At 62.8% G+C, this 23,342-nt stretch carries 22 protein-coding genes; 9 read left to right on the forward strand and 13 right to left on the reverse strand.

Going from position 1 to position 23,342, the window contains the following annotated elements; translation table 11 throughout:
- Positions 1-80: 80 nt before the first annotated feature.
- The 4 genes from ACWGCN_RS26905 (at position 81) to ACWGCN_RS26920 (ending at position 6,047) form a co-directional block, all read left to right on the forward strand.
- A complete protein-coding gene (locus ACWGCN_RS26905; RefSeq protein WP_452459042.1) occupies positions 81-1,859 on the forward strand; it encodes a DUF6777 domain-containing protein in 1,779 nt (592 codons plus the stop codon).
- A 799-nt stretch (positions 1,860-2,658) separates the two neighbouring features.
- On the forward strand, positions 2,659-2,910 hold the full coding sequence (locus ACWGCN_RS26910; protein WP_452529126.1) for a trypsin-like peptidase domain-containing protein: 252 nt from the start codon (positions 2,659-2,661) through the stop codon (positions 2,908-2,910).
- 12 nt (positions 2,911-2,922) lie between these two features.
- Positions 2,923-4,176 (forward strand): effector-associated domain EAD1-containing protein, encoded by a 1,254-nt coding sequence (locus ACWGCN_RS26915; RefSeq protein ID WP_452459040.1) that lies wholly within the window; start codon positions 2,923-2,925, stop codon positions 4,174-4,176.
- A gap of 26 nt (positions 4,177-4,202) precedes the next feature.
- On the forward strand, positions 4,203-6,047 hold the full coding sequence (locus tag ACWGCN_RS26920) for an FG-GAP repeat domain-containing protein (protein WP_452459039.1): 1,845 nt from the start codon (positions 4,203-4,205) through the stop codon (positions 6,045-6,047).
- Between the two features lie 302 nt (positions 6,048-6,349).
- On the opposite strand, the gene ACWGCN_RS26925 is transcribed toward ACWGCN_RS26920, so the two are convergent.
- The 8 genes from ACWGCN_RS26925 to ACWGCN_RS26960 form a co-directional block, all read right to left on the reverse strand.
- Entirely contained in the window at positions 6,350-8,446 is a 2,097-nt protein-coding gene (locus ACWGCN_RS26925; RefSeq protein ID WP_452459038.1) for a caspase, EACC1-associated type, read from the reverse strand.
- Positions 8,443-8,808, reverse strand: coding sequence for an effector-associated constant component EACC1 (locus ACWGCN_RS26930; protein ID WP_452459037.1), 366 nt, complete (start codon positions 8,806-8,808; stop codon positions 8,443-8,445). Before ACWGCN_RS26930 ends, ACWGCN_RS26925 begins: the two co-directional genes overlap by 4 nt.
- 55 nt (positions 8,809-8,863) lie before the next feature.
- Positions 8,864-9,214: a hypothetical protein gene (locus ACWGCN_RS26935; protein WP_449963089.1), complete on the reverse strand. Its 351-nt coding sequence runs from the start codon at positions 9,212-9,214 to the stop codon at positions 8,864-8,866.
- 473 nt (positions 9,215-9,687) lie between these two features.
- Positions 9,688-10,524 (reverse strand): hypothetical protein, encoded by an 837-nt coding sequence (locus ACWGCN_RS26940; RefSeq protein ID WP_452459036.1) that lies wholly within the window; start codon positions 10,522-10,524, stop codon positions 9,688-9,690.
- A 68-nt stretch (positions 10,525-10,592) separates the two neighbouring features.
- Positions 10,593-11,015 carry a hypothetical protein gene (locus ACWGCN_RS26945; protein WP_452459035.1) on the reverse strand — a complete coding sequence of 141 codons (423 nt, stop codon included), beginning with the start codon at positions 11,013-11,015 and terminating at the stop codon, positions 10,593-10,595.
- Between the two features lie 382 nt (positions 11,016-11,397).
- Entirely contained in the window at positions 11,398-11,583 is a 186-nt protein-coding gene (locus ACWGCN_RS26950; RefSeq protein ID WP_452459034.1) for a hypothetical protein, read from the reverse strand.
- Positions 11,584-11,765: 182 nt separating this feature from the next.
- The gene (locus tag ACWGCN_RS26955; protein WP_452459033.1) at positions 11,766-14,336 is read right to left on the reverse strand and encodes a hypothetical protein; all 2,571 of its coding nucleotides are present in this window, start codon (positions 14,334-14,336) and stop codon (positions 11,766-11,768) included.
- A 652-nt stretch (positions 14,337-14,988) separates the two neighbouring features.
- Complete coding sequence (locus ACWGCN_RS26960; RefSeq protein ID WP_378896917.1) at positions 14,989-15,957, reverse strand: pPIWI-associating nuclease domain-containing protein; 969 nt, start codon at positions 15,955-15,957, stop codon at positions 14,989-14,991.
- 643 nt (positions 15,958-16,600) lie between these two features.
- Here ACWGCN_RS26960 and ACWGCN_RS26965 point away from each other — a divergent pair.
- The gene (locus ACWGCN_RS26965; RefSeq protein WP_452459032.1) at positions 16,601-16,732 is read left to right on the forward strand and encodes a hypothetical protein; all 132 of its coding nucleotides are present in this window, start codon (positions 16,601-16,603) and stop codon (positions 16,730-16,732) included.
- A 31-nt stretch (positions 16,733-16,763) separates the two neighbouring features.
- A complete protein-coding gene (locus tag ACWGCN_RS26970; protein ID WP_378896922.1) occupies positions 16,764-17,060 on the forward strand; it encodes an HNH endonuclease signature motif containing protein in 297 nt (98 codons plus the stop codon).
- Here ACWGCN_RS26970 and ACWGCN_RS26975 read toward each other — a convergent pair.
- Positions 17,057-17,677 (reverse strand): hypothetical protein, encoded by a 621-nt coding sequence (locus ACWGCN_RS26975; protein ID WP_378896925.1) that lies wholly within the window; start codon positions 17,675-17,677, stop codon positions 17,057-17,059. The two genes, ACWGCN_RS26970 and ACWGCN_RS26975, sit on opposite strands and share 4 nt — an antisense overlap.
- 173 nt (positions 17,678-17,850) lie before the next feature.
- Positions 17,851-19,233 (reverse strand): hypothetical protein, encoded by a 1,383-nt coding sequence (locus ACWGCN_RS26980; protein WP_452459030.1) that lies wholly within the window; start codon positions 19,231-19,233, stop codon positions 17,851-17,853.
- Between the two features lie 461 nt (positions 19,234-19,694).
- Between ACWGCN_RS26980 and ACWGCN_RS26985 the strand changes: the two genes are divergently transcribed.
- Positions 19,695-19,877, forward strand: a complete 183-nt coding sequence (locus ACWGCN_RS26985; RefSeq protein ID WP_452459029.1) for a hypothetical protein — start codon at positions 19,695-19,697, stop codon at positions 19,875-19,877.
- A gap of 80 nt (positions 19,878-19,957) precedes the next feature.
- Here the strand turns inward: ACWGCN_RS26985 and ACWGCN_RS26990 are convergent, their stop codons facing one another.
- A complete protein-coding gene (locus ACWGCN_RS26990; protein WP_452459028.1) occupies positions 19,958-20,323 on the reverse strand; it encodes a hypothetical protein in 366 nt (121 codons plus the stop codon).
- Positions 20,324-20,717: 394 nt separating this feature from the next.
- Positions 20,718-21,167: a hypothetical protein gene (locus tag ACWGCN_RS26995; RefSeq protein WP_452459027.1), complete on the reverse strand. Its 450-nt coding sequence runs from the start codon at positions 21,165-21,167 to the stop codon at positions 20,718-20,720.
- A 695-nt stretch (positions 21,168-21,862) separates the two neighbouring features.
- Here ACWGCN_RS26995 and ACWGCN_RS27000 point away from each other — a divergent pair.
- A complete protein-coding gene (locus ACWGCN_RS27000; RefSeq protein WP_452459026.1) occupies positions 21,863-22,792 on the forward strand; it encodes a hypothetical protein in 930 nt (309 codons plus the stop codon).
- Positions 22,789-23,016, forward strand: a complete 228-nt coding sequence (locus tag ACWGCN_RS27005; RefSeq protein WP_452459025.1) for a hypothetical protein — start codon at positions 22,789-22,791, stop codon at positions 23,014-23,016. Before ACWGCN_RS27000 ends, ACWGCN_RS27005 begins: the two co-directional genes overlap by 4 nt.
- Before the next feature lie 72 nt (positions 23,017-23,088).
- On the opposite strand, the gene ACWGCN_RS27010 is transcribed toward ACWGCN_RS27005, so the two are convergent.
- Positions 23,089-23,342 (reverse strand): hypothetical protein (locus ACWGCN_RS27010; RefSeq protein ID WP_452529129.1); only part of this gene is annotated, 254 nt, incomplete at its 5' end.

A 23,342-nucleotide genomic window follows, 5' to 3' on the forward strand; every position in this document is an offset into this window, starting at 1 on the left:
ATGGATGGGCTGTGACCAATGGATCTCCGCCGGGGATATAGCTGCGCTTTCGTCGATTCGACGATCCCAGGCTCCCGCAGGTGCGCTCACGCGAAACCGTCGAGCATCCCCAGAGGTTGACTCCGGCCCGGCCGAAGAGCGGTGCATCGATCGAAGTGACCAAGCGGCAGCGTGTTTCGAGGATCGGCGCGATGAGCCGCGGGGGTCACTGGCGCCACCTGATTCTCTTTCGTCAGCCGTGGCGGCGGTTATGCTTGCCGAGCCTGGGGTCCACGAACACGAGGTTTGCGCGAATGTCGTTGCTCGACCGATGCCCGTTCGACCCCGCCGACCCCGAAGCGCAGAACTTGCTCGACGCACTAGGGCATCTGTATCCCCTTGCGACACAAGCGCAACGACCGATTTCCCGCGCAGGCATCCGCCTCCAGGACATCGCACTCAATGACGCGATGACCGACGTGTGGCCGCGCGTACTCCGCGCCGCCGCCAATCAGGGCAGGTTGCGCGCATTGGTGAGCGGTATCGCTGCCGATCCCAACAGCGCCGGTCACGAGATCTTCGCGCGACTGGCCCAGACCTCGGTCGAGGCGAGTACGCGATCGCCGCTGCCGGTTCCCGCAGTCCGGCCGCAAAAGAACACAGCCCGACTCATTGGCCTGGTGACTGCGGTGCTAGCGGTGGTGGCGTTGGTGGCGATCGGTGTGGTGATTCTTGCGCCCAACCAGCAGTCGGGAGGCGAGATCGTGCTGGAAGGTTACGACTCCCTCGGCGCACTGCCGTTCATGCCAGCTGGCCCACAGCCAACGCAGCCAGTTCCACATCCGTCGAGCGCAGCACTGCCAGTGCACAATTCTGGTGCGGGCGCGGTGCCCTTCGACGGCGCGGAGCCGGGGGCGTACGCAGGCGAGCGTGATGTGACGATCTCGCGTCGTGACGATCTCGCGGCGTACCTCGAAGGGCACCCGGAAACCGCTGCGGCACTGGTGGAAGTGCTCAACAAGGACCCGGCAGTCACCCGCAGCGGCTCGCTCACCGTGGCCGGACTCGGCGCCTATCTGCGCGCGCTGACTCCGGTCGTTCTCCGATTCGACATCAGGGTCACCGATCACGGGCTCGACGGAAACACGCCCGTCCCACGCCAGGCCGTCCTGCAGTCCGGTACCGCCGTCCTCGTCGATGGCCTCGGGGTGCCTAGAATCCGGCAGGCCGGTGGGTCTCCGCTGATCGCGATGCAGAACGTTTCCGAGACGCCGCAGTATCTCGGTGTGAAGTGGAACGGGTTCGACGAGAAGGCAATTGCCGCCATGCGGCCGACCGGCACCCTGTTGACCGTGCTGGTGTTGATCGATCTCCGTACCGGTGTTGCCTTCGACCGTCCCGTCGGTTCGATCGGTGAGCGCGACACCGAGCGCACCGCAGGGTCGCTCGAATCGAGTACCTCACCTGTGGTGACCACGGCGCCGCCGACTACGTCATCGTCTTCGACAGCCACGACCTCGGCAGACAGCCGACCGCTGGACCTGTCCGGAGGGTGGACAATGCGATCGCTGGGCAGCGACATCGCCGGCGCTGTCAGTCACACGGCAGAGGGGTTCGCTTTCCGAAACGAGGAAGTCGCAGGCGCTGTGCGCGCGACACTTGACTGTGTGCTGATCGGGAAGCTCGGCGGAGCTGCCACCATGAACTGCCGAAACACCGTGACGGGGAATGGAGATACTCTCGGCACGGATTCGACCTACAGCGGCACGCTCACAGCCATCAGTTGGCAGGATCGCTCGATGTTCCGATTCGACGGCGTGATCACCGCACCCATTCACCCGTCGCTGGGACAGTACGAGGTCAGTCTCTTTCCTGGATAGTCGCCGGGGTCCTGATGTCGGCAATCCGCGTAGGCAACAGCTCGGGTCGTCAACCACACGAGGCGTTGGCGTCGGTCACGCTGCTGCAGGGCTTCTGCCCCCGGCACAAACCGCACAGGTCGATGCGCACAAGCAGCGCTCGTGTCCGTCTGGCCACTGCCGAGGAATTCTGTGGGCCAACAGGTTCGAGTGCCTCGTGGTTCGGAGACTCACCATCCGCAGCGATCTGAAGAACAGTCTCCCCAACAGCGGAGGACCAGTCGTCCTGGTCGCGCGCCACGACGGCGGCAACGCCGTCGTCGCGACAGGAGCTACGGATTCCGCGCTTTGGATGGAATGTCCTTGCCTGTGGATGCGGCGATGTCGCGCTGCATCATTGGGTGCTGGCACGCGGTGGGGATGAAGTTCTCATCGGGTGAGAGCTCGAGCTTGTTCTGTACCTGCAATGCGTCCGCACACAGGGATTGCACAATGTGTTGACCGTGGTGACGGCAGCGCGTGGCGATCCGATCCGGGTGGGTTGGTACGGGTTCTGGCAGACAGCGCGGCTGAGCGGAGCTGTCGGTGCCCGTCACGAAGTCCGCACCGGTGACGAGGACACCTGCGGAGCTGAGTGTCGTTGCAATACCAAAGAGACCGGGCGTTCTTGACACTGTCGCCGGATCGGCAGCAAGCTAATCGCTAATTCGACACGGTGCGTACGGAACTGCGGTCGGCGAGGGAGCTGGAAATGGACCGCTGGGCGCTGGGTGCTGTGGTGCCATGTGTATCTGATCGAGATGCCTCGCGTTGCGGGGTTTTGCCGCCCACCGTCGATATCGACGGTCCGGCCCACAACTTCGTGCGCCATGTCGATCGGGACGCGGTGCAGTACCGGACCGACACCGAAGGCGGGTCGTCGGGGTCGCCGGTGTTCGACAACCAGTGGCGGCTTGTGGCGTTGCATCACGGCCAGACATCGAACAGCGCCGATCTGCAGGGGTTCAATCAGGGAACGCGCGTCTCGCGCGCAGTGGAGGGCTTGGCCGCCGCGGGTATCGGCCGGTCGTAGGAGAGGATGAGGATGTCGTTTCTCGATCGGCGCCCGTTCGATGTCAACGATCCGCAGGCCCAGGAGCTGCTCGCGGCCCTGGGGAACGGGTATCCACTGGCTCAGGACGCGTATCGGCTCCTGTCGCACACCGGAATTGCGAAGCAGGACATCTACTTCGGACAGCCGATGGCCGACGTGTGGCTATCGATCTGCGAGACGGCCACCAATCGAGGACTCCTGCGCAGACTCGTCGACGAGGCAGCCAAGGATCATCGTGTCCCGGGCTACGAGATCTTTCGCGCGCTGACGGCTACCCCGATATCAGACATGCCGTCGGGTTCCGATCCGACACAACGTCGACCGGGAACCCTATCGGAGACATCAGCAAGACCGAAGCCGCCAGCTTCCGTGCGGGCGATGTTCACGAGATTTCGTATCCCGCTGGCGCTGCTCGTCTTGATGGCTGTCGTCGTGTCCGTCGGAGCGTACAAGATCATCGGCAACGAAGGTGGCGATGCGAGAGGTTCGATCCCCGCCAGTGCGGTATCACTCAAGGTGTACGGCCTCGGTCAAAGCGCTGGGAAATTGACTTATATCTTCCCGCCGGAAGCCGGGGAAAAGGCGGCCGAATTCGCGGAGCTGGTACGCAACGACGTTCAGTATCAGGATCATGACAGTCTGCGTGAGTACGGTTGGTATGCGGGATACGTCCGTGTGGCAGTAGAGGTGACGAACTCCAGTTCCGAAGAAGTAGATATTCTGGCTGTCAGACCAGCGCATCGAGTTCGGTCTCCGATCAAACTGGGCACTGCGATCTGGATACCGCCCTCAGGAGCTGGACCGGAAGACAATTCGATGTGGTTCGGGCTCGATTACTCCGAGCCGATCGCTCGCTCCGGTGGCGGTTCCGAAGGAAATATCAACGATCCGGCCTTCTTCGAGTCGCGACTTCTGGGCATCATGCCGGGAGAGCGCAAGGTGCTCATGACCTACTTCTATGCCGACTCGGCGTCTGTTTCTTTCGACATCGAAGTCGAGTATCGACTGGCGGGCGCCGAGAGCTCGGTAACCGAAACCATCAGCAACCACGGCCATCTATTCCAGGTCACGGCATGGGCATGCCCCCAATGGCTTCGTCGCCATAACGTCGCTGCTGACATCGCCGCGGATGTCGGGAAACTTCGCTACAGCTCGGTCCTGAAGAAGATCGCAGCGAAAAGTGGACAAGGCTGGGAAATGCAGGAGGTCCCTGCCGATGACTACGCGGTGGCCTGCGGAAATTGACAGGATTTCAGGCAAGGAGCGTACGCGTGCTCGCGTCAGCAAAAATTCGTCTACTGGCAGCACTGGTGCTGGTAGCGTCGGTCGCGCCGGTAGCCGCCTCGAACGTCCAGGTCATTGAACCCTCGACGTTCGCCTATGCGACCGCCACCGAGTTGGTCGTGGTCCGTGGAGTCCGCGAACCGATTCGCGAGAAGATCTCGTTCTCTCAAAGCTACGGCGGGATCGTCTGGACCCAGGACGGACGATATGCCACGATTCTGACCAATGACAAACCCGGTGTCGAACTACGATCGGAAAAACGAACGCTCGTTGTCATCGACTCTCACAGCGGAAATACGCGACGACTTCCCTGTCCTCTTTGTGTAGGGCTGGCCGCGATCGGAAACGATCTGATACTGGCCAGTCAGATGACTCAAGACTACAGTACGCATGGTTTCGGGATCCTGCGTTTCGCTCTATCGAACAACAGACCTGCTGTCGAACTGGCCACCGCTGTCCGTGGAGATGTAAAAGGTGAAATGAATGGCAATATCAAGGAGGCGTTTGTCCCCGCTGGAACTCCCGGCGGTGCGCTGGTCGGCGCGTTTGCCGAGCAATGCGAGAATCGGTTTCTGCTGTTGCGCTCAGATGGGTCGTTCGATCGAATAGGAAAACGGAAGATCCCAGGCTACGGAGGCGGTTCCGGCTGTTCTTATAGTGACGGACCCGCGGCAATCAAAGACGCGTCCACCGGTTCTCCGGTGTTCGCTGTCGCGTTGATCGTCGGCAGCGTTCAGAACGACTGCGCCGCACGTCATGAAGTCCTGCTGCTGTCGCTGGACGGGAAGGAGGCTGTGAACACGGATTTGTCGGCACTCGATCCGCCGGGATATCGGCGTGGCGTCGACACCCAAGTTGTCGTCTCGGACCTGTGGTGGGACGAGTCCGGAAATCTGCATGCGGTGATGTTGGCTGGTGTGTGCGATGGAACCGACAGTATGACAACACTTCCCACTGAATGGGTTCTCAAAGAGACCCGATGGGTGCAGGTTTCACACGAGGGAATAGTAGCGAAGCGGGAACTGAACGACAGCGTGAATCTCGTCGTCGCCCTACATGACAAGGTGAATCTCGTCGGTACTCTGTTCGCCGAATATCATTCAGGTCGGCACAAGATTGCAGACGACGTTGTCGCTATCGAAGTTCCGCAGCCACGTCCGCACCCGAGCTCAAGTACAAGTTCCGAGCGCCTGCCCGTCACGATAAAAGACATCTGCCCGTCTGGAACCTGTCTGGGTATCCGCGAGGGCGACATCGACGCGGACGGCAAAGTGGACAAAATCGGGCTGGTGTTGGATAAATCCAGTCGCTCCGATTCGCTCGAACTCTACGGTCAACTCGGCAACGGTCGCTTCGTCAGCGGTGTCGTGGATACCGGAACTGGATCAGGGTGGGGTTGGCTCGGAATCAGTGATATCGACGGCGACGGCCGAGGCGACATCGTGGTCGACATCGGTGGAGTGATCGCGATAAAACTCGTCAACGGCAAGTTCGAAGCGATCAAAGATTACCAGAAAGGAATGCTGCTGCTGCATGCCGAAAACCCGGATCGGGAATACAACAGGTTCGAATTCGGCGGTTTCACCTGTGAGCGTGTTGATGGTCATCTGCGGCTGACAAGATTTCGACTGACTGTGTATGACGATTCAGCAAATGTAGCTACCGGCCAAGAGGAGGTTTTCGAAGCTGGTTCCGATGGTGTCATGAATCGCCTTTCGGCCCGACAGCTCAAATTTGATGTCGAACCCTTTACCGGTGTGCCGCACTTACCGGAGGAATTTGAAGAAAAAGTCGGTGCGCATTGCCCAGGGCTGAGCCGGTATCGGAACTGACGCCGCCGCCACTTCTTCCCGGTCCGCCGCACGATTTCCGTCAGGATCTTTGTTGTGGTGTAGGCAAGCCGGTACCGACGGATCCGTCCATATCGCCTGCATCGCAGCAGGTTTCGACGCGTCCTAGACGATCTGCAAACTAGCGGCGATGGCATCAGCCTGGCTGAGCCGCGGGAGTCGGGAGCTCATCGCGGCCAGCGCTGAGATGGTCGAGACTCTTGCCCTTCGTATGCGCCGGTACCCGAGCGGCGAAAGGGTGTTGGCAACGGGCCTCGGTCACCGGCTCAACGACTACCTGCGTTTCATGTGCTTGCTTCGGCAGCGCGGCGGCGCCAGATGTCAGCTTCTGAGAGTTCTCCGCGTTGTGCGAGGAGGTCTCCGAGGTTGCTCATGGCCTCGGTATTACCGGCGTCGGCTGCGCGGCGGTACCAAGTTTCGGCCTCAACTTGTTGTCCTCTGCCGTAGAGGAACGTCGCAAGGCTGTCCATAGCGTTGGTGTTACCTGCTTCGCTGGCGCGGCGCCATATGGCTTCTGCCTCAGTCAGATCTGCCCGCTGTTCATAGATAAACCCGAGGTTGTTCATGGCGTCGGTGTTGCCGGCATCGATGGCGCGGTGATACCAGGTTTCGGCATCTGTCAGTTCCCCGCGCCGGTGCAGCACCCACCCGAGATTGTTCATTCCGCCAGCGTGCCCGGCGTCGGCGGCGCGGTGGTACCAGGTTTCGGCTTCACTGAGATCACCACGCCTTTCGAGCAGGGACCCGAGGTTGTTCATGGCGTTGGGGAAGCCCGCCTCGGTGCTGCGTCGGCACCAGAGTTCGGCTTCGTCGAGTTCGCCGCGCTGAGACAGCAGCCACCCGAGGTTGTCCATCGATTCGGCGTGCCCGGCGTCGGCGGCGCGGTGGTGCCAGGATTCGGCCTCAGCGAGCTCGCCTCTCTCGAAGTGAAAGATCCCGAGGTTGTTCATGGCCTGGGCATGGCCGGCGTCAGCGGCGCGGTGGTACCAGGCCACAGCTTCGGCCTGATCACCGCGCTGGTAGAGCAGGAACCCGAGATTGTTCATGGCGTTGGAGTTGCCCGCCTCGGTGCTGCGCCGGTACCAGAGTTCGGCTTCGTCGAGTTCGCCGCGCTCAGACAGCAGGAACCCGAGGTTGTCCATCGCTCCGGTGTCCCCGGCGTCGGCGGCGCGCCGGCACCAGGATTCGGCCTCAGCAAGTTCACCTCGGTGATAGAAGAAAGTCCCGAGGTTGTTCATGGCGTGTGTGATCCCAGCGTCTGCGGCGCGTAGGTACCAGGTTCGGGCGTCCGTGGCCTCACCACGCTTTTCGAGCAGAAATCCCAAGTTGTTCATGGCGTAGGCAACGCCAGCTTCAGCTGCACGTTGGTACCAAGCTTCGGCGCTGGCGAGTTCGTCGCGCTTTTCGAGCAGAGCTCCGAGGTTGTTCATGGCGTCGAAGTTGTCGGCGTCCGCGGCACGGCGCCACCAGGTCTCGGCCTCGGTGAGCTCACCACGCTGCTGATATAGACAGCCGAGTTCGTACGTGGCAGCAGCGTGGCCGGCTTCGGCGGCGTAGCGGTACAAGCCCTCAGCTTGGGCCAGATCGCCACGTTCGTGGACTAGACGCCCAATGTTGTAAATGGAGTCGGGACTGTCGGTCGCGCGGTGAGATCGGCGATCGCCGAACCTGCCGAACAGCCTGAGTGCGCCTGCGGTGTCGATCGCGCGGCGACGCGGTCGAGGGTGCCCGTGGTGGATGAGGTGCTGTTCAGTTCTCTGGTAGAGCTCATCGAGAGTGAGGTCGGGTTCGTCAGCGGTCGCCAGCAGTGCGGCGGTGAAGGCAGTGTTGCGATGGCCAGTCGGAGCGATGGAGGTTTCGTTGGCCGCAGAGGAAGTGATGGTGTAGGTCCCATGGATGCCGGTCTCGGCGGCGATCACGGCGGCGGTGTCACTCATCGCTTCGAATGCCCGGCCGGAGAAGCAGCAGTCCAGGATCAGGATGCGGGCCTGGGCAGGCGATTCGAGGATTTCTTCGCGCAGTGTCTGGAACGACACTGACGTCCAGGCTGGTCGAGTCGGGTCGGTTCCAGACACTGCGAGATATAGCCTGCCACGGTTGTCGAGAATGCCATGACCGGTGTAGTAGACGAACAGCACTCCCGTTGCTTCACCTGCGGCTAGGGCTATGGCATCACCGATCTTTGAGCCGGATTGTGGATCGGGTAAGACGATGCAGTGCTCGGGGTCGAACGCGCCACCGGTTGCTGAGGTCAAGGCTTGCTGGAGGTCGAGCAGGTTGTTGACGGCTGCGGGGATCGCCGTCAAATCGGGATGGGCGTAGGTGGCGGTCCCGATAAGGACCGCTCGGGAACCTGCCCGGCGTGAGGGGGATGTGGTCACCGTGGAGTATCCGGCTCGGCGAGCAGGTTCTGGATCTCACGCACGAGCTCGGGGGCGTTGGCACGCTTGGCGTCGAGTTCGACCTCGACACCATTGCGTTTCAACATGACTCGGATATCGGAACGGCGAGTGTTCAACCACGCCGACAAAGACATCGCCAAGGCAGGCCCCAGTCCTCCTGCGCCCACCGCGACGACGAGCACGTCGGACAGGTCACCCATCTGGCCCTCGTGTGTGCGCGCCGGAGGCAGGCTCACCCGGCCCCTCAACGCGTCGTCGCCACGGAACCAATCCAGTAGGCGGAACAACTCGTCGGAGTCGCCGCTGGTCTGAATCGTCAGCTGGTCATCCAGGTCCGGCATAGTGATATTTTGCCCTATCCTGAGTCGGTCGCGCCGATATTGCCGCATCGGTATTTCATTCACGTACCGAGAGACCGACCTCGCGGATGATCTGGCCGATCGTGGCCGTCGTGCATTGGTTGATCAGCTCTCTGTGGCTGCCCTTGGGCACAATGATCTCGGCCTCGAACAGATCATCCAGGGCCTCCGCGAGCGCGGCCCGGGTGATGTTGTTGCAGCAGAACTCGATCTCACGTGCTCCGTCCACAAACGACGGCTCGTCGGCTTTGCGGCGGGGTCGTCCTTTCACGGGTTCACTGTTGCACCCCCATCCAGCTAACTCGCCGGTGTCGCTGTACTCGGAGAGGTAGCAGCCGTGCCCCTCGCCGCAATCGAGTGTCCAATGGGTTGTTTCGCAGGAAGCCATCACTTATCTCCTTGGGTCATGGAACTCACCTGACATGCCCATGACGCGATTTGCTCGGCAAAGCAACAGTGCGCATCCGTCCCCAAGAACCTGAGTATGCGGATGTACTCCGGACGTGATGACCCGGCATCGCTGACGCATGTTTCTGTGTGAATTCCACACTGCGAGTGCAGTGTGAAAAGCAGTCTTCATCGGCGGCGGTAGGCTCGCTAGAGTAGTGAACTACGCTACTCTGCACCCCGCACGATCGACCCAGTTGTGAGCGCGGACGCACGTCCCGATGGTGATGGTGCGGAACATGAGCGCATCACTGCGCTGCGTTTGTCGGCGGGCGACGCTGTTGCTGTTCGTCGCTGCGGTGGTCCGTCCTCGCTCATCGTGCCCGACGATCCGGCGCCGCTGCTGGCCGCGGTCGCCGTGACGCTGTGCAATCCATCCGTTGTTCGACGGTCGAGACCGGGGTTGGCCCTTGACTACTTGAGTTGGCTCGGGAGATGCGGAGTGGCCCCCGGATCCGGTGTGCCGATGCGGAAAGGGGTTCCGTGGTCGTCGATGACTTTCGTGCCGGAGTGGGTACCGTCGGTCCAACCGATGTGGAGCCGGTAGGAGATAGTGTCGGTGCTGCGTTTGTTGACGATGATCAGCAGGAGTTCTGGGTCGGTGGAACTGACTCGGTATGGGAACTGCAGGGGTGTGGTGTTGGTTTCGGATCCCCAGGTCTGGTCGGGGTCGCGATTGGAACGCACGATCTTCGGGGGATCGGTGTCCACGTCGATCTCGGCGAGTCGTCCGACAGTGGACGAGCCGCATTGACCGCTGACGAGGGTCCCCTTCACCGGTCCTGGTGTGCGGTTCACGACTTCGGTGTCGAGGCTGGTGATGGTTACTGGCGTCGGTCCGGTTCCCTGCAGGCTGAGCTGAACGCGACCTGATCTGTTGTCTCCACCCATCGGGATCGATTCGACGCCACCGTGTTCGCGTATCCAGCGCGCGTAGTCGGTTTGCGGTCTGGGTGGCTGCCCGAGCTCGGTGACAGGTTTGTCGAAGATGTAGGTGCCGCACCAGCCGTTCACCGCGGTGACCGCCTCGACGTTCAGCATCTCTGCCGAGCTCTCCGCTTCAGGCCACGCTATGACAGTGACGGCAACGGCGAGTACGGCACTGGCGGCCAGTGCGGCCAGGATCCAGCGTGAACGCCGTCGACCGGTGACGCTGGGGGAGGCTGTGGGTGTGTTCGGTGATTCCGCGGGTAGGGGAGGGGTCGGTGCGCCGTGGTAGTACTGGCCGCCGATGACGGTGACGTGGGTCAAGTCTCGTTCGACCGAGACGTGCCGGTAGGTGGAGGGAGCGGCAATGGCTGGCGCGGTTGGTCCCTCGGTCAGGGCCGCGCTTGTGGAGGGTGGGGCGGCGCCTGGGTGGCGGTGACGTCACCGATCCTGAATGCGCCGTCGACGACAACCTCCTCGGCGATCACTCCACTGGCGCCCGTGGCGGTGATCTTGCCGATTTCCAGCTCTCCGGCCTTCACGCGTGTCAGCTTCACTCCGACGACGTCGGCGACTTGGGGCACGTGCTGGTGGATCGCTAGCCAGAGTCGTTGCGCCGCAGCGTCGAGTTCCTCGTCGCTGGCTGCGCCGACCTCGGAGAGCTCGGCGGCCAACACATTCTGTCGTGCTGGAACCTGAGGGCGTGCTTCGACGACGTCGATGTCGACGGTCGAGTACTTGCGGGCGATCACCGCTTTGAGGCCGTGGTAGGCGTCGGTGACCGCTAGCTTGGCGCCGTCGCTCAGTCCTGCCACTACTCCAGTGGATAGGGCGGTCGCTCCCGCCGCTACCGCGGACGCCACAATCGTCGGATCCACCTGTCGAACCTTCCGCTCGAAGCAACGGCTACCAGATCGGTGCGCAAAGAACCTAGCGCGAAAACCCGCGCGCTGCAGCCCGTTTCGTAGGCGTTCAGACCAAGGTTTCGGCATACGGTGGTTCGACGGCCGAGCGCGGGCCGAGCCGGTCCATCCGGCTACACCATCAGGACCTGCTCCGGAGCGCACGCCACCTGCCCGTAAGAATGAGTCGGCCTATCGACGGTGACCGAGGCGGCCTCCACAGGGCATTTGGGAGCACCCGTTGCTGGGGACCTTCTGGTCGGACCGGCGTGACAGTCGAGCCCTGTCTTCAGTGCTACGACATGCGGAGATGATCCAGCAGGATCATCGTCAAGGTGACGGCCCCGACGAAGCCGACGCCGCCGTCCCGGATCGCGCGGGCGATATGCGCTCCTTGAACCTTGGTCAGGAGCGCCGCGACCATGCCGACCACGATGCCCAACAGAACAGCAACAGCGATGACCAACAGCTTGATTGTCATGAATGTCCGATCTAGTGAGTAGCTGAGATTGATTGCTACCTGACCAGATTCGCCACATCGGCGCCAATGGCAGAACTCGCTGTCCATGCGGATACGGCCAGGTCATGGCCTGTTTAAACGTGCGATTTCATCTCACGACTCGTGCCGAGTCGTGCCGGTTCGGTGTTTCGCCGGGCAGTCGGTCACGACTGCCCAGTGCTGGTGAAGCCGGGCCAGGGGCGGTGGAGCCGTTGTTGCCATTCCTGCGATTCCGAATGCCTGCCGGCGTTGTGCAACAACACTGCGAGGTTGTGAGTCGCACCTTGGTGATCGAGATTGGCAGCACCTCGGTACCACATCTCCGACTTGTGGAGCTGGTCGGTGCGAACCGCCAGGTTGGCCAGTCGGAACAAGCTTTCGGGATCTTTGAAGGCGTCTGCCTGCTGTAGCCAATGCTCTGCGCCGTCGAGGTCACCCACATTTATCAATGCCTTCACCAGCGCCGATATGGATGGCTGATGCATGAGATCGGCTCCCCGGCGAAGGTAGACAAGTCCGCCGTGGAGATCACCGCGGTCCACGAGAAGTCCGCCATAGGCACGCATAAAATCCGGATGCCCAGCATCTGCCGAAGGGGCAAGAAGCGCATCGGCCGCAGCGCTGTCACCGCTCGCTTCGAGATAGTCGCCAAATCTGATCGCTGCGAAACCACCTCCTCTGGCACCACGTTCCAGCCACTCCACACCCTCGGCCACCGCCCCGCGGTCAGTGAGGACGTTCCCCAGTCCGGCCATTCCCTCTGTGTCCCCGCGTTCTGCGGCGTGCCGATACCACCGTTCTGCGTCATCGAGCTCGCCGCGGTCGGCACAGATTGCTCCGAGTCCACGTGCGGCACGACGCGCGATTTCAGCATCACTTTCTGCTGTCCTCGCGAACGCATACCTGTACCACTTCGCTGCGACCGTGAGGTCATTGAGCTCGTGCGCAGTACGAGCGAGATTGAACGCGGCGCCGTCATGGCCTGCGTTGGCAGCCCGCACCAGCCACGGGATCGCGGCAGTGTGGCTTCCGTCCGAATCTAGTAGAGCACAACCATAGTTGAACATCGATCCTGACTCGCCGGACTCAGCCGCGCGTGCAAACCACAGAAGGGCTTCCTCCTTGCGGCTGGTCTGGCGGAGAATGAGCGCCAGGTTGTGAATTGCTGCGTGGTCGCCGTCCTTGGCACCGAGCCGATACCAGATCTCGGCCTCCGCCCAATCCCCGTCATCAGCGCGGATCACGCCGATATTAGCCATTGCGGGAGTGAATCCGCGCTCGGCCGATCTGCGGAACAACTTCTCGGCTTCGAGTGTGTCGCCTCCCGCGTGCCGGGTAACGGCGAGGTTATAGAGCGCAAGGATGCTTCCCTGCTCTACGCCACGGTGCCAAAGTCTCTCTGCGATGCGCGGTTGTCCGCGCAGATGGGCCTGAAGGCCGACACTGGCAACGATCTCGGGCGCCGCTGTCCTAGTCATCGCGTCCCAGAGGTCGTGCGGGATTTCCCGTATCGGACGGCCCTGACCGTCGTCGGCGGCAACCAGGTAGTCGAACGGCCGATACCCGCGTTCACCGTCGGCGAGCCGATACGTCGACACAGCGGTTATCCTGCCGGTGCCCTCGCGGGGCGTAGAGACCTTCCGTACCGCGTCGACTCCAGCGCCGGTCGTGTAGTCGATGTGTGGCCATTGTCGTTCGACCATGGATCGAACAAGATCCAGCAGTTCGGCTTCCGGTATGGGCTCAGGTCGGCCGACCCGAGCCCAGTCGATGACAGTCTGGACCACCGCACGCGTGATGGGGTCGATAGAGCAAGCGATCTCGTAGCGCAACAGCAGCTCTGGAGCGCCTGCGAGAATTTCGGCCACCCCGAATCGAGAGAGGTCCAGCAACGGGTAGAGCTTGGCCGCAGCTGTCTGCTCAGCACCGTCCTCACTGGTGGGCCGCATATTGATCATCTCGGCACCGGCCAGTATCTGGCGTTGGTCGCGGGTCAGTTCTCCGGTGTCGGCGAGTAGCCGGTTCAACGCCTCGTGCCGAATGGTCGCAGCTACCACCGTTCGCGCCGTTCGCGCAGTCAGACGGGCCAGTAGCGTCGGAGTCAGAGCGAACTCACCGACCAGGAACTCGTGCAGATCATCAAGCCAAACGATGATTTCATCCTGACACGAGACAAATTCCGGTAGTGCGGCGACTTCGCTCAATGCGTCGCGCCGCGGAATGACTACCCGGGCCTGGGGCAGCGTTCGTCGTGCGGATTCGAACAGAGTCCGCGTCTTGCCCGCCTTGGAAGGTCCAGCAACGACAACGACACAATGCTGCTCCAGCGCTACGTCCACCCGCTGGTCGACTTGGTTTGCGGTCCGTGCAACGTAGATGTCAGGCGGGCGCTCACTATCGAAACCGGTATGCAATTGGGTGGCACCGACTTCCGACGGCGCCAGGTCAGTTGTCCGCGGCGGATCGCCGCACTCGTCGAACTTCTCTATAACCCCGATCCATCCCCGTCGCCCCCCATCAGTGATTTTCTCCGGCTCGGAGGCGGCTTCGTCCGGCGATTGCTCTGGCGGAGTAACTGGCGAGCCTGAGGCCGCGCGTCGGGCAGCTTCCCACTTCTGCAGTCCTCGTGAGTCCGGCTGGTGGCCGGTTCCAGCCGTCACAAGGTACGTGACGAAGCGCTTGAACGGTTCACTGTCCCGCGGCACTACCCGCTTACCTGATTTCGTCGCGCCCATCCATCCTTTCAAAGTCGTGGCGTTGATGCCGGTCCGGCTCGCCAGAATTGCCGGATGAGGCCGTCGGGCGGCGTCATAGAGTGCGTCCAGGTCGGCGAAGAACCGCGACCGTGATGGGGATGTCGCGCTGTGCGCCGTCGCGGCCTGCCCAGCCCGCTGCTGGCTACTCCGAGTGTGCTGTGTGGTCGGCCCGCCCCCGCCAGTCATTCCACCAATACTGCCACCATCGCTCGCAGTCGGGACGGCGACTTCGCTGGAACCGGGACTGTGATCGAGCTGGTTCGGCGGCGGCGGAGGTGACCCCGCTGCACTTCAATGGTTCGAGCAGTGCCCAGATCCCGTCCGCGGGAGGTTTCTCGCCGAGCAGTACCCGGGACCTTCTAAGACGAAGTCACCCCGTAGCGCCGCGATTGGCTTGACCCCGCAACTGCTCGTGAGCGATACCTACTGGTCGCGACTGACGGTTGACGGCCGGGCAGCAGGCGGCGCCCACACGCCGCGATACTTGCGTCTCGCCACTTGGCCCCAACTTCAGGACCACATCGGACTTCCCGACGTCGATGACCGTGAGGGGCAGGCAGATCTGAAACTTTGATGCCGTGGTCCAATATTGACGCTCCTGTCATGGGATCCGGTGTGGCATAGGACCAGCTCAGGTCGTACAGAGGGTGTGAATAAAGCCGATCGCCGACTCGACGCGGACCCGCAAAGCGTTGAGCTGAGTGATCGTGAATCGTCCGGCGTGCCCGTGCGTGCCGTTGTTGAAGTCGCGGAAGAGCGTGAGTACGTTGTTCATGTCCGCTTCGACGAGGTCTTCGAGAGCCTTCTCGTCGATACCCTTGAGCCCGAGCAAGAATCTGATCTTGGAGCGCCGGGTGGGCACGCCCTTGTCGGTCACGTCGCAGTCGGGCAACGAGGCGGTGACGGCGGCGTCGGGGGCCCGCGTGTCGAGCATCGTGATGATGACTTCGCGGGCGCTGGTGCAGAAGTGGCGCGCGGCGTCGGGATTGCGGGGACTGAGCGAGAACAGCGCGCCGGTCCACCGGTCGACCAGGTCCTGACCGAAGGCTGCGAGCTCGATCTGCATGCTCGGGCCGCGCAGCTCTTCCTCGGTGGGGTCCTCTTCGGGCTCGCCGTCGCCGTCCATGGCGTTGAGCAGGTAGACGCTGTTGGCGGCTTCTTCGCTGCCGTAGTCGACCAGTTCTTGCCCGGCGGCGTTTAGAACCCCACCGGTCAGGCGCGTCTCGGCAGCCGCGTAGGTTTGCCTCAGCGTGACGACCGAGGACCGGTAGGTGACGAACGTCGATGCCGCGGGGCGGGATTCGAGACGCCGGATCTCCTGGTCGAGCCGGCGGCGCTGGTTCTTGACCTTCGTGTTGTGGGCGCGCGCCTTGGCGTTGTAGGCGCGCACCTCGCGGTTGTAGTCGTCAACCGCCCTCTTCACCGCGGCGTTGTGCCGACGCACGTCGCGGTTGTACCTGTCGATTGCTTGTTTCTGCTTCTGCTGCGCGGCTCGAATCGCCGCGCGCGCCTGCGCAGGTGTCATCTTCCGGACCATGGGCGCAAGTATGGCCCTGGCCACCGACACTTTCGAGGCATTATTCTGCAAGGACGCGGCCACGGGGCCCCTCGGGCAAGCAGGCGGCTAATCTCGGCGCGTCAGGTTCGAGGGTCGGTGCGTGTGCGGCCGCGCGCGATGACGGGTCGGTGTTCGAGGTGCTGGAAGTCGATGTCGGCGTCGCCCCTGAGCGGGGCCTGATCCAGTCGGTGGACGACCCGCCGGGCACGTAGCCATGGCCGTCGAGCACGAAGCCTATGGTGCCCGAGTGATGCCGAGACGCCGAAGGCCCTGGACTCCAATCGAATTCGCGGCGTGCACGATCGGACAATAGACGGCACGGTCGATCTGATGCAGGAGCGCACGGGGCCCTGGGTCACGGCAGCGGTCCCGGGTAGCGGGGTGGGATGCCGATCGCGCGAGCGTGTTCGCGGAAACCGAGCTCATCCCCGCTTGCGCGAGGAGCATGGCATGTTGCCCCAGATATTGGTGCTGAGAGAGGGCTCATCCCCGCGCGAGCGTGGATGAGACCTGCTGGAGGAACAAGGGTCAGGTAGTCCGCCATGTGTTCCCCGTGCGCGTTGGGATGAGCCACTGAGATCTGGCCGAGCGCGGACCCCGGGCGGAGTGCTCCCCACGCGAGCGGGATGAGCCCTCGCCTTCGCGGGTCATGCATGAGATCGGTGAGTGCTTCCCGCGAGCGGGGATGAGCCCTCGAGCAGCCGCTCTACGTCGCGCCCTATGGGCACTGGCCGGTGTGACCATGCCCATATGGCTCGACATGCTGCTGCTGCGTATCTGGCAGTTCCTCGCCGATCGAACCGTGCGGCGTCGCTGATGCCGAGCCGCCCGCCTCGCGTGTGCAACAAGTGCCGTCGCCCCGCACCATCGGGGGACGCTGCTCGTGCACTCCCGCATGGTCGGGCAGCAACGGCTACACCGGGTCGGGCTCAACGCGCAAATGGCGCGAGCTGCGCGAAGCCAAGCTCGCTAGCGACCCGATATGCGAGGCATCGGGCTGTACACGCCTCGCCATCGAGGTCGACCACGTTGAGCCCGTCGGTACTGGCGGCGAACGATACGACCCGTCCAATCTGCAATCCCTGTGCCATACCTGTCACCAAGCCAAGACCGCGCAGGAAGCAGCGACGGCGCGGGGTAGCTAGATGCCATTCCAGTCGCCCAGCGGTGTGAACCCATGTTGAGAATCCTCGCGCGGGGAGCCCTGCTGGGTTGACCACAGAATTCGGTAGGTCTGGGTGTGGAAGTACCTGGAGGTCTCAATCATCGAAGGACCGACATACGGGTAGCCGGTTGGGCGCTGGTTCCACTCCTGTACCTCACGCACGAATTCCTGAGCCGCGTGCGGAAAGTCGAGGGCTACTGACTCGCCGGGCCCCAGGGTAGCGGCTGAACCACGAGCTTCCTCGTCATCAATCGTCACTGTCACTTTGACGTCGTAGGCTGAATCTTCGCCGCCGTTTGTCACCAGATACCGGCCGGGCCGTTCCCAGTCCATTTCCCAGTCCACATCATGGCGTTCGGTCTCTCGCTGCTCTGATCGGTGTGCGTACTCGTTCGCTTCGGTGGCAAGGTCGCGAGCTTCCTCGGCGATCCGGTTCGATGCCACCGACAGATCGTTTGCGGTCGAGCTGAGCTGTTTCGCGCCGTTTGAGATGTCGCGAGATTGTCTGGCGTACACGAGTGCCCAAACGGCAACCAGCAAAGACCCGGCACCCGCGGCCCCGCCGACGATGCCGAGAATCGCGACAGCCAGCTCCATACGTGAATCCTCCCTGCATGTTGGCCGATCGGTTCGGCGCAAGGCTGAGATCGAGTGCGCTCGCCGATTCGTTACCCCGGGGTAGGGGGTTGATATCCCAGGGGTGGCGGGCCGGACCACGGGGGTGCAGCCTTCATTCTGCGCGCTCAACTCCGCGCTCATGGGGGGCGAACTCAGAACATGCCGATGACAATGCCGATTGCGGTTACGACGAGCCCGGTGAGTGCCCACCGGAGATCCTTGATCGAGTGCGAGGTTTGTGCACCCTCGAGATTCGAAAGTGCCTCGGCGATGGCAGTTTCGACCTCATCCACTGTGAGCGTAGGGTGATCGCGAACTGCTGCGATCTGTCGCTCTGTGCCGTCCATCTCCTCGCGCAGCAACCGAGTTACCTGAACCAGCCTGGCGACCTGGTCCTCAAGCGGTGCTGTGGTGTCGATGGGGTGCTCGATCTTGACCTCAGCCGTTGCAGTCCAGGTGATGGTGTCGTTGGCCTCGATCGTCTGGTTCTCCGAGTGGCCTGTCAGCTTGGCCCTGGCTGCCGAGCCGAGTTGGGTTAGCTGTTGCCGAAACCCGGCTATGCGGCTGGTCATTCGCTCCCAAGCGAAGATCAGACCGTAACCAGTGATCAGAGCACCGACGAGCTGGAACAGGTCACCGACGAGATTCATGCGAACACGATATGCGTTCGAGAGGGGATACCGCATGGCTGCTCCGTCCCCGCGACCGGCCGCCCTACGGCTGCTCACCGGCAGCTCCGAGGGTCGAGACAGCGGCGGCCGACCCGTCGCCGCCTCGAACAGCTGCTCGCTTGCGTCGCGGTCGAGGTCGAGACGTGCGACTGTCTCCAGCGGTACGAACGTCGTACGGATACCGCGCGCCGATTTCGGGTCGCCGAGCTTGAGCCTGCCGTTCGCCCATTTCCACGCTTTCGTGATCGACACGCGCTGGTGTGCCGATTGACGTCGCCGACGGTGAGCGCGCCTTGCTCGCGGGGCCGCGCCATCGACATGACGCCGAACTCCCACCACGCGCGCTGTCCGCTTGGGCAACTTGGTCTCCGCGCACGGGTTCCATGCAATGAGCGGTGTAGGCCGACGGCGTGCCGCCGCGCCAATCGCCGAGCACAGCAACCCGTGTTTGTTGGCGATCGTCTTCGGTGCGTTTCCGAGTTCGTTTGCGAGCCATTCGACCCATGCGACATCCATGTCGGGCGTGACCGCGTCGACCGGCGGATAGTTGCCGTTGAAGAACGGCGTGATGTCGTGGTCGATCATGCACCGGTACTTGCGCTTGGTCTCCTCCTCGACGCTCCCGCCGAGCAGGTCGACGTGTCGGCGAAGCCATGGCGTCAGCATGATCACGTCCGGCGTCGAGGCGAGCTGTGCGGCGAGCACACGCTCAGCCTCGATCGCGCCGACCCGGTCGAGCAGCTTCGCCCATCGGATCGCGGCGCCGTGGTCGTCGAACGATTGCGAGGATTGAACGGTCTTGCCGTCGCGCGTCACGCGGTAGCGAACTTGGCTGTAGGTGGTGCCGTCCTTGCGCACACGCACGCGGGGAGTTGTAGCCACGGCATGGTCCTTGCGTCAGGCCGAACCCCCCAGGTTCTCTGTGTGGACCGCGGTGTGGACGCAGAAGGGGCGCAATCTTGCGATTACGCCCCTGAACTGCTGTTTTGCTGTGTCCGGAGGGGGATACATTCGCTATCCACAGTGGTCGACCTGCGGAAGCTCTGAGTATCGAGCCCGTCGCGTCAGAGACTCGCGCAACGGGCTCGCCTTCGATCGACCCGAGCTTCGTTACGGGCGCGGTGGTTTCGACATCGAGTTGGGCGAGCCGGACCGGGGAGCGGCCGAGCAGACTGAATGTCTGGCCGGAGCATCGCTCGAAGCCCGCCGATGGTTTCCGTCGCCGCGGCCGACGGTGCGGTCTTCGTCGGGAAGTTTCAAGCCCGACCGCACAGGGCGGATGGTCACGCCCGCGCCCGCAGTGCCAGCGGGGAGCGGCAGCCGGGATGTCGTGCACCCTCACGAGAAGGCTGGAACACAACTTCGCTGTCGCGGTCGCCGATGACGCTGTCAACACCGATCGACCCGACCTGCATCACGGGTCGCTGAACTCGATGCGCGTGATCTACGTCGAAGTGGATGGGTGGCGGGAACTGATCCGGCCCGGCGCGGCGTGGGACCGCGCATAACGGAACCCGAACTACGGGCGAACCCCGAATACTGGCCCGACCCCGTGTCTATCGACAGCTGAGCGTTGCCGCGCGGTCGCTCACCGCGGAGCAGTGGCGCGGGGTCGGCGCTCTACACCGGCGAGGTCCGCGCGGCAGCGGCCCGTGGCGGTCCGGGCGGCGGCGTGGCGCTGGGCGGGAGACGCTTGCTCGCACATCTGGGCCAGAGCGGGCCGGTCGTTGCGGGTGAATGCCACGGCGGCGTGCCGGAACACTCTCGGCACCAGGCTGTGCTCGGCGCTGGTGTCGATGAGGTCGATCGGGAAGCCCTTGAGGGTGTCGAGGACGGCAGCACAGGCGATTTCGATCAGATACGCGGTGGTGGAAGCGCTTTCGGCGAGCAATGCCAGCGCTGTCTCCTCGCAGGTGATGCACTGATCGAGGGCGGCGCCGAGGAAATGAGCCAAGCGAGCTTGGTCGATGTCCTCGCGCTCACGGATGTGCGGGAGCGCTCCAGCGCTGCGTGAGAGTGGTCGTACACGAATGTGATCGTGGCACCGATCTGTCACCGGCTCAGTAGATTCCGCGAATATCCTCCGTACGGCTTGCGCACAACCGCGTTCCAGCACGACGGCGGCTACGCAGCAGTTCGCATCGATCGGGCCGATGCTGAGGTTCCGCCGAGCAGTTGGTCCCCATGTGGCAGGCTGGATGAAAGTCGTTGAAGGAGTTGAGGATGACTGCTGGGGGGCAGACACACGGTTCGGGAGCTAGTTGGTCGCGGAGTAGTGGGGCGACCAGGGGGTGCTGCAGGATCGGGTGACAGCGTGACCCGATGGGTGAGGCGGGTCAGGTTGTCACCTACCCCTGCAGCACCCCCGTCCGCTGGCCTTCCGGAATGCGACCTGGTTGCATGCGTGGCCGGGCGGAGGGAACCGATCGCGCGGCAGCCCGGTTCTCGGGATCTGCCAAGAAGGCCAGCATCCGCTGAAGATCTTCTAGTTCGCAATTGTTGCGCCAAGGAAAACCATGGTTGCGGACCAGCCACAGTGAGATGGTCCGCCCGTCCTGGCCAGCTTCTTCCGCGAGCGCCTGCACGGCACGGTTCACCTCCTTGCGGTGCGCGTAATATTGCTCACGCTTGCCAAGACGGCCTGCGTACGCATGCAGGTGCAAAATGCGCTCGTGCTCCACGCATGCGAGTTCGTAGTCGCGATCCCGCGCTTTGGAACCACCTGGATACTCGCGTGAGAGATCGAACCGTGGGTTGTCCATGGGCTCGACCGGAAGCCGTGGCAGCGGCGTGTTCATCTGGTGAGACTTTCGCTTATCGAGTTGTCTAGCAGTAACGTTGGCGCAACCGCTCGGGAGCCCGGCTTATGGCCGGGTGTTGGCCGGCGCCGAGCTGTTCATCGACGATACACAGCACTCCGCGGCTTCGCGGGCCTCGAACAGGTGATTCGGCATGCATCCAGCCGGTCCAGCGCCACCGGAACCCGACTCTGCCGTCGACCGACCGGGCCAGTCGAGCCTGGTCGTCGACGTGCACGGACTAAGGTGTAGGGAACGCTGCGCACGCCGAGCAGATGTCGTAGAGATCTAGTAGACGTGGCAACTGGCACCACCAGAGATGCCATCTCACTCTTCAGCGGATGTGAGACACGGCGACGAATTGACGGGGTTGTACCCGGTTCGGACCTGGTTCTTGTGGCGACCAGCTTCCTGCCCACCGCCAGTTCTGTGGCTGGATTACTGGCCCGATCAAGGGATTTCGAAGCTGAGCCGGCTTCCTACGGGCAGTCGTCTTTGCTCGGTACGCGCTGAGTGTGTATGTTTGCGGTACAACTTTGAGTTGCTCGGCTGAAGCTGTCCGAGGCCAGCTCTTGGATCCTCCAGGCACCAAGAGCGGCAACCGCGCGAGGCGCGGGAGCACAATCCGAACCATGAGACGTCAGCTGCGCTGGCGCGTGTCGCATGCTGATGCCTGGACAGCGTGGAGGCGCGCGATGAATGTAGTTGTTGGCCAACGGACCCGACGTCAGGCCGTCAAAACCCGGGCGCAATACACCGGTGAACCGATATCCGACGCGATGCATACGTCGCGCCAGGCGTGTGACCTCGATCGGTCGACCGGGGCGCAACGTCGCATGCGTGCACAGCTTGCCATCTATCTGCTCAATAGCACTGTCTCGGAAATCGATGCACGCAGCGAAGCTCGTTTGCGATGGCATGATTCGTTTGGTCTTCTTGTCAACTGGTTGATTTTCTCTCCCCGGTACAACGAACTCGTCCTCATGACTGATATGCCTGGTCATTTGGCAGGAAAGATCTGCGATTTTCCGGGTATCCGAGTCGATCGAATCGACGGCTCGCGCGGTGCGATCACGCTCCGTCACATCCCAACCGCTGGTCGTCTGACGTTTCAGTACCTACCGGCCCCTCGTCGACGTTCTTGGCGCCACGGTGGCGAATATGGCGAGGTGTGTCTTTCTCAGCAGCTGCATCAGTTCGAGAAGGCCGAGATGTTGACGTCGAGGGAAGCATCCGCCATGGATGCGTTGCCGGTCGTCCACCCAGACGCGGAAGTTCTTCTGGCCGCGGTTACTTCGCGGTTGAGTTTGAGTTGCCGGGCAGAAGGCTGGTCGGTCGATGCGCTGGTATGGAGATCCACCGCGAAGGTGCCTGATTCTGTGTGGATCGATCCCCACATACATTGCTGGGGGACTGCCACGGACTGGGTGCTGCGGTGGGGAGGCAGCTATGCGAGGCCGGCGTCGGATATCGCGCAGGCTCTGACTCACCCAGTTGTCGGGTTGGCCGGTGCATGGGCAGAGATCGGTGTCGATCGGTCGATTGTGTACTTCGGCGAGGCGTCCTTGGTCGTCGAGCGGGATCTTCGCCCAACCCGCGCGCACACTTGCGGTGTGGCGCAATGACCTCGCTGGAGCTGGTCGATGCCATTCTGTCTGATGGTGCGCGCTACCGACGGGCGCTAGGTTTGCTCCTTATCGGGTGCGTCTTCGTCGCGTTCCTGGTGATCGTCTGCGGCGCTCAGCAGCCGCAGGCAACAGCTATCACTGTTGTCGTTGCACTGTTAGCACGGTCTTTCAGTTGGACGCCACGTTTGCTGCGGCGCACACAAGCGGATGGATCAGAGTGACCTGTCCGTACTGACCTGTTTGGTGCCGGCCGGTTTCCCGCCGAAGCGAGGGGAACATCGCGGAACTTGCCCCTACTGGCTTGTCCGCACGCGGTTCGGGGAGTGGGAGGTGGCACCCGAATTCGTCATTAGTTCCGCGATGGTGAGTGCCTCGGGCAGGGTCCAAGTTGCCGCTTCGTCAGCGAGCAGCTTTTCCCACGACGGTGCTCCGGCTTCCGCGCGGGCCGCGGTGTCGGAGCGGACCTTCAACGCGAGCATGCCGATCCGCATGAGAACAGGAATGTTGAGATGTCGAGCGGCGACGACGGTTTCACCAGCAATTGCGG

The sequence above is a fragment of the Nocardia sp. NPDC055050 genome (genome assembly GCF_053608345.1).

What these genes read in the sequence shown, in the direction of transcription:
- ACWGCN_RS27000 (WP_452459026.1), top strand. Translation starts at nt 21,863, where the DNA reads ATGAATGTAGTTGTTGGCCAACGGACCCGACGTCAGGCCGTCAAAACC.
- ACWGCN_RS26985 (WP_452459029.1), top strand. Translation starts at nt 19,695, where the DNA reads ATGTCGTGCACCCTCACGAGAAGGCTGGAACACAACTTCGCTGTCGCG.
- ACWGCN_RS26975 (WP_378896925.1), bottom strand. Translation starts at nt 17,677, where the DNA reads ATGGAGCTGGCTGTCGCGATTCTCGGCATCGTCGGCGGGGCCGCGGGT.
- ACWGCN_RS26950 (WP_452459034.1), bottom strand. Translation starts at nt 11,583, where the DNA reads ATGACAATCAAGCTGTTGGTCATCGCTGTTGCTGTTCTGTTGGGCATC.
- ACWGCN_RS26965 (WP_452459032.1), top strand. Translation starts at nt 16,601, where the DNA reads ATGAGCCCTCGAGCAGCCGCTCTACGTCGCGCCCTATGGGCACTGGCC.
- ACWGCN_RS26955 (WP_452459033.1), bottom strand. Translation starts at nt 14,336, where the DNA reads ATGGGCGCGACGAAATCAGGTAAGCGGGTAGTGCCGCGGGACAGTGAA.
- ACWGCN_RS27005 (WP_452459025.1), top strand. Translation starts at nt 22,789, where the DNA reads ATGACCTCGCTGGAGCTGGTCGATGCCATTCTGTCTGATGGTGCGCGC.
- ACWGCN_RS26915 (WP_452459040.1), top strand. Translation starts at nt 2,923, where the DNA reads ATGTCGTTTCTCGATCGGCGCCCGTTCGATGTCAACGATCCGCAGGCC.
- ACWGCN_RS26930 (WP_452459037.1), bottom strand. Translation starts at nt 8,808, where the DNA reads ATGCCGGACCTGGATGACCAGCTGACGATTCAGACCAGCGGCGACTCC.
- ACWGCN_RS26995 (WP_452459027.1), bottom strand. Translation starts at nt 21,167, where the DNA reads ATGAACACGCCGCTGCCACGGCTTCCGGTCGAGCCCATGGACAACCCA.
- ACWGCN_RS26935 (WP_449963089.1), bottom strand. Translation starts at nt 9,214, where the DNA reads ATGGCTTCCTGCGAAACAACCCATTGGACACTCGATTGCGGCGAGGGG.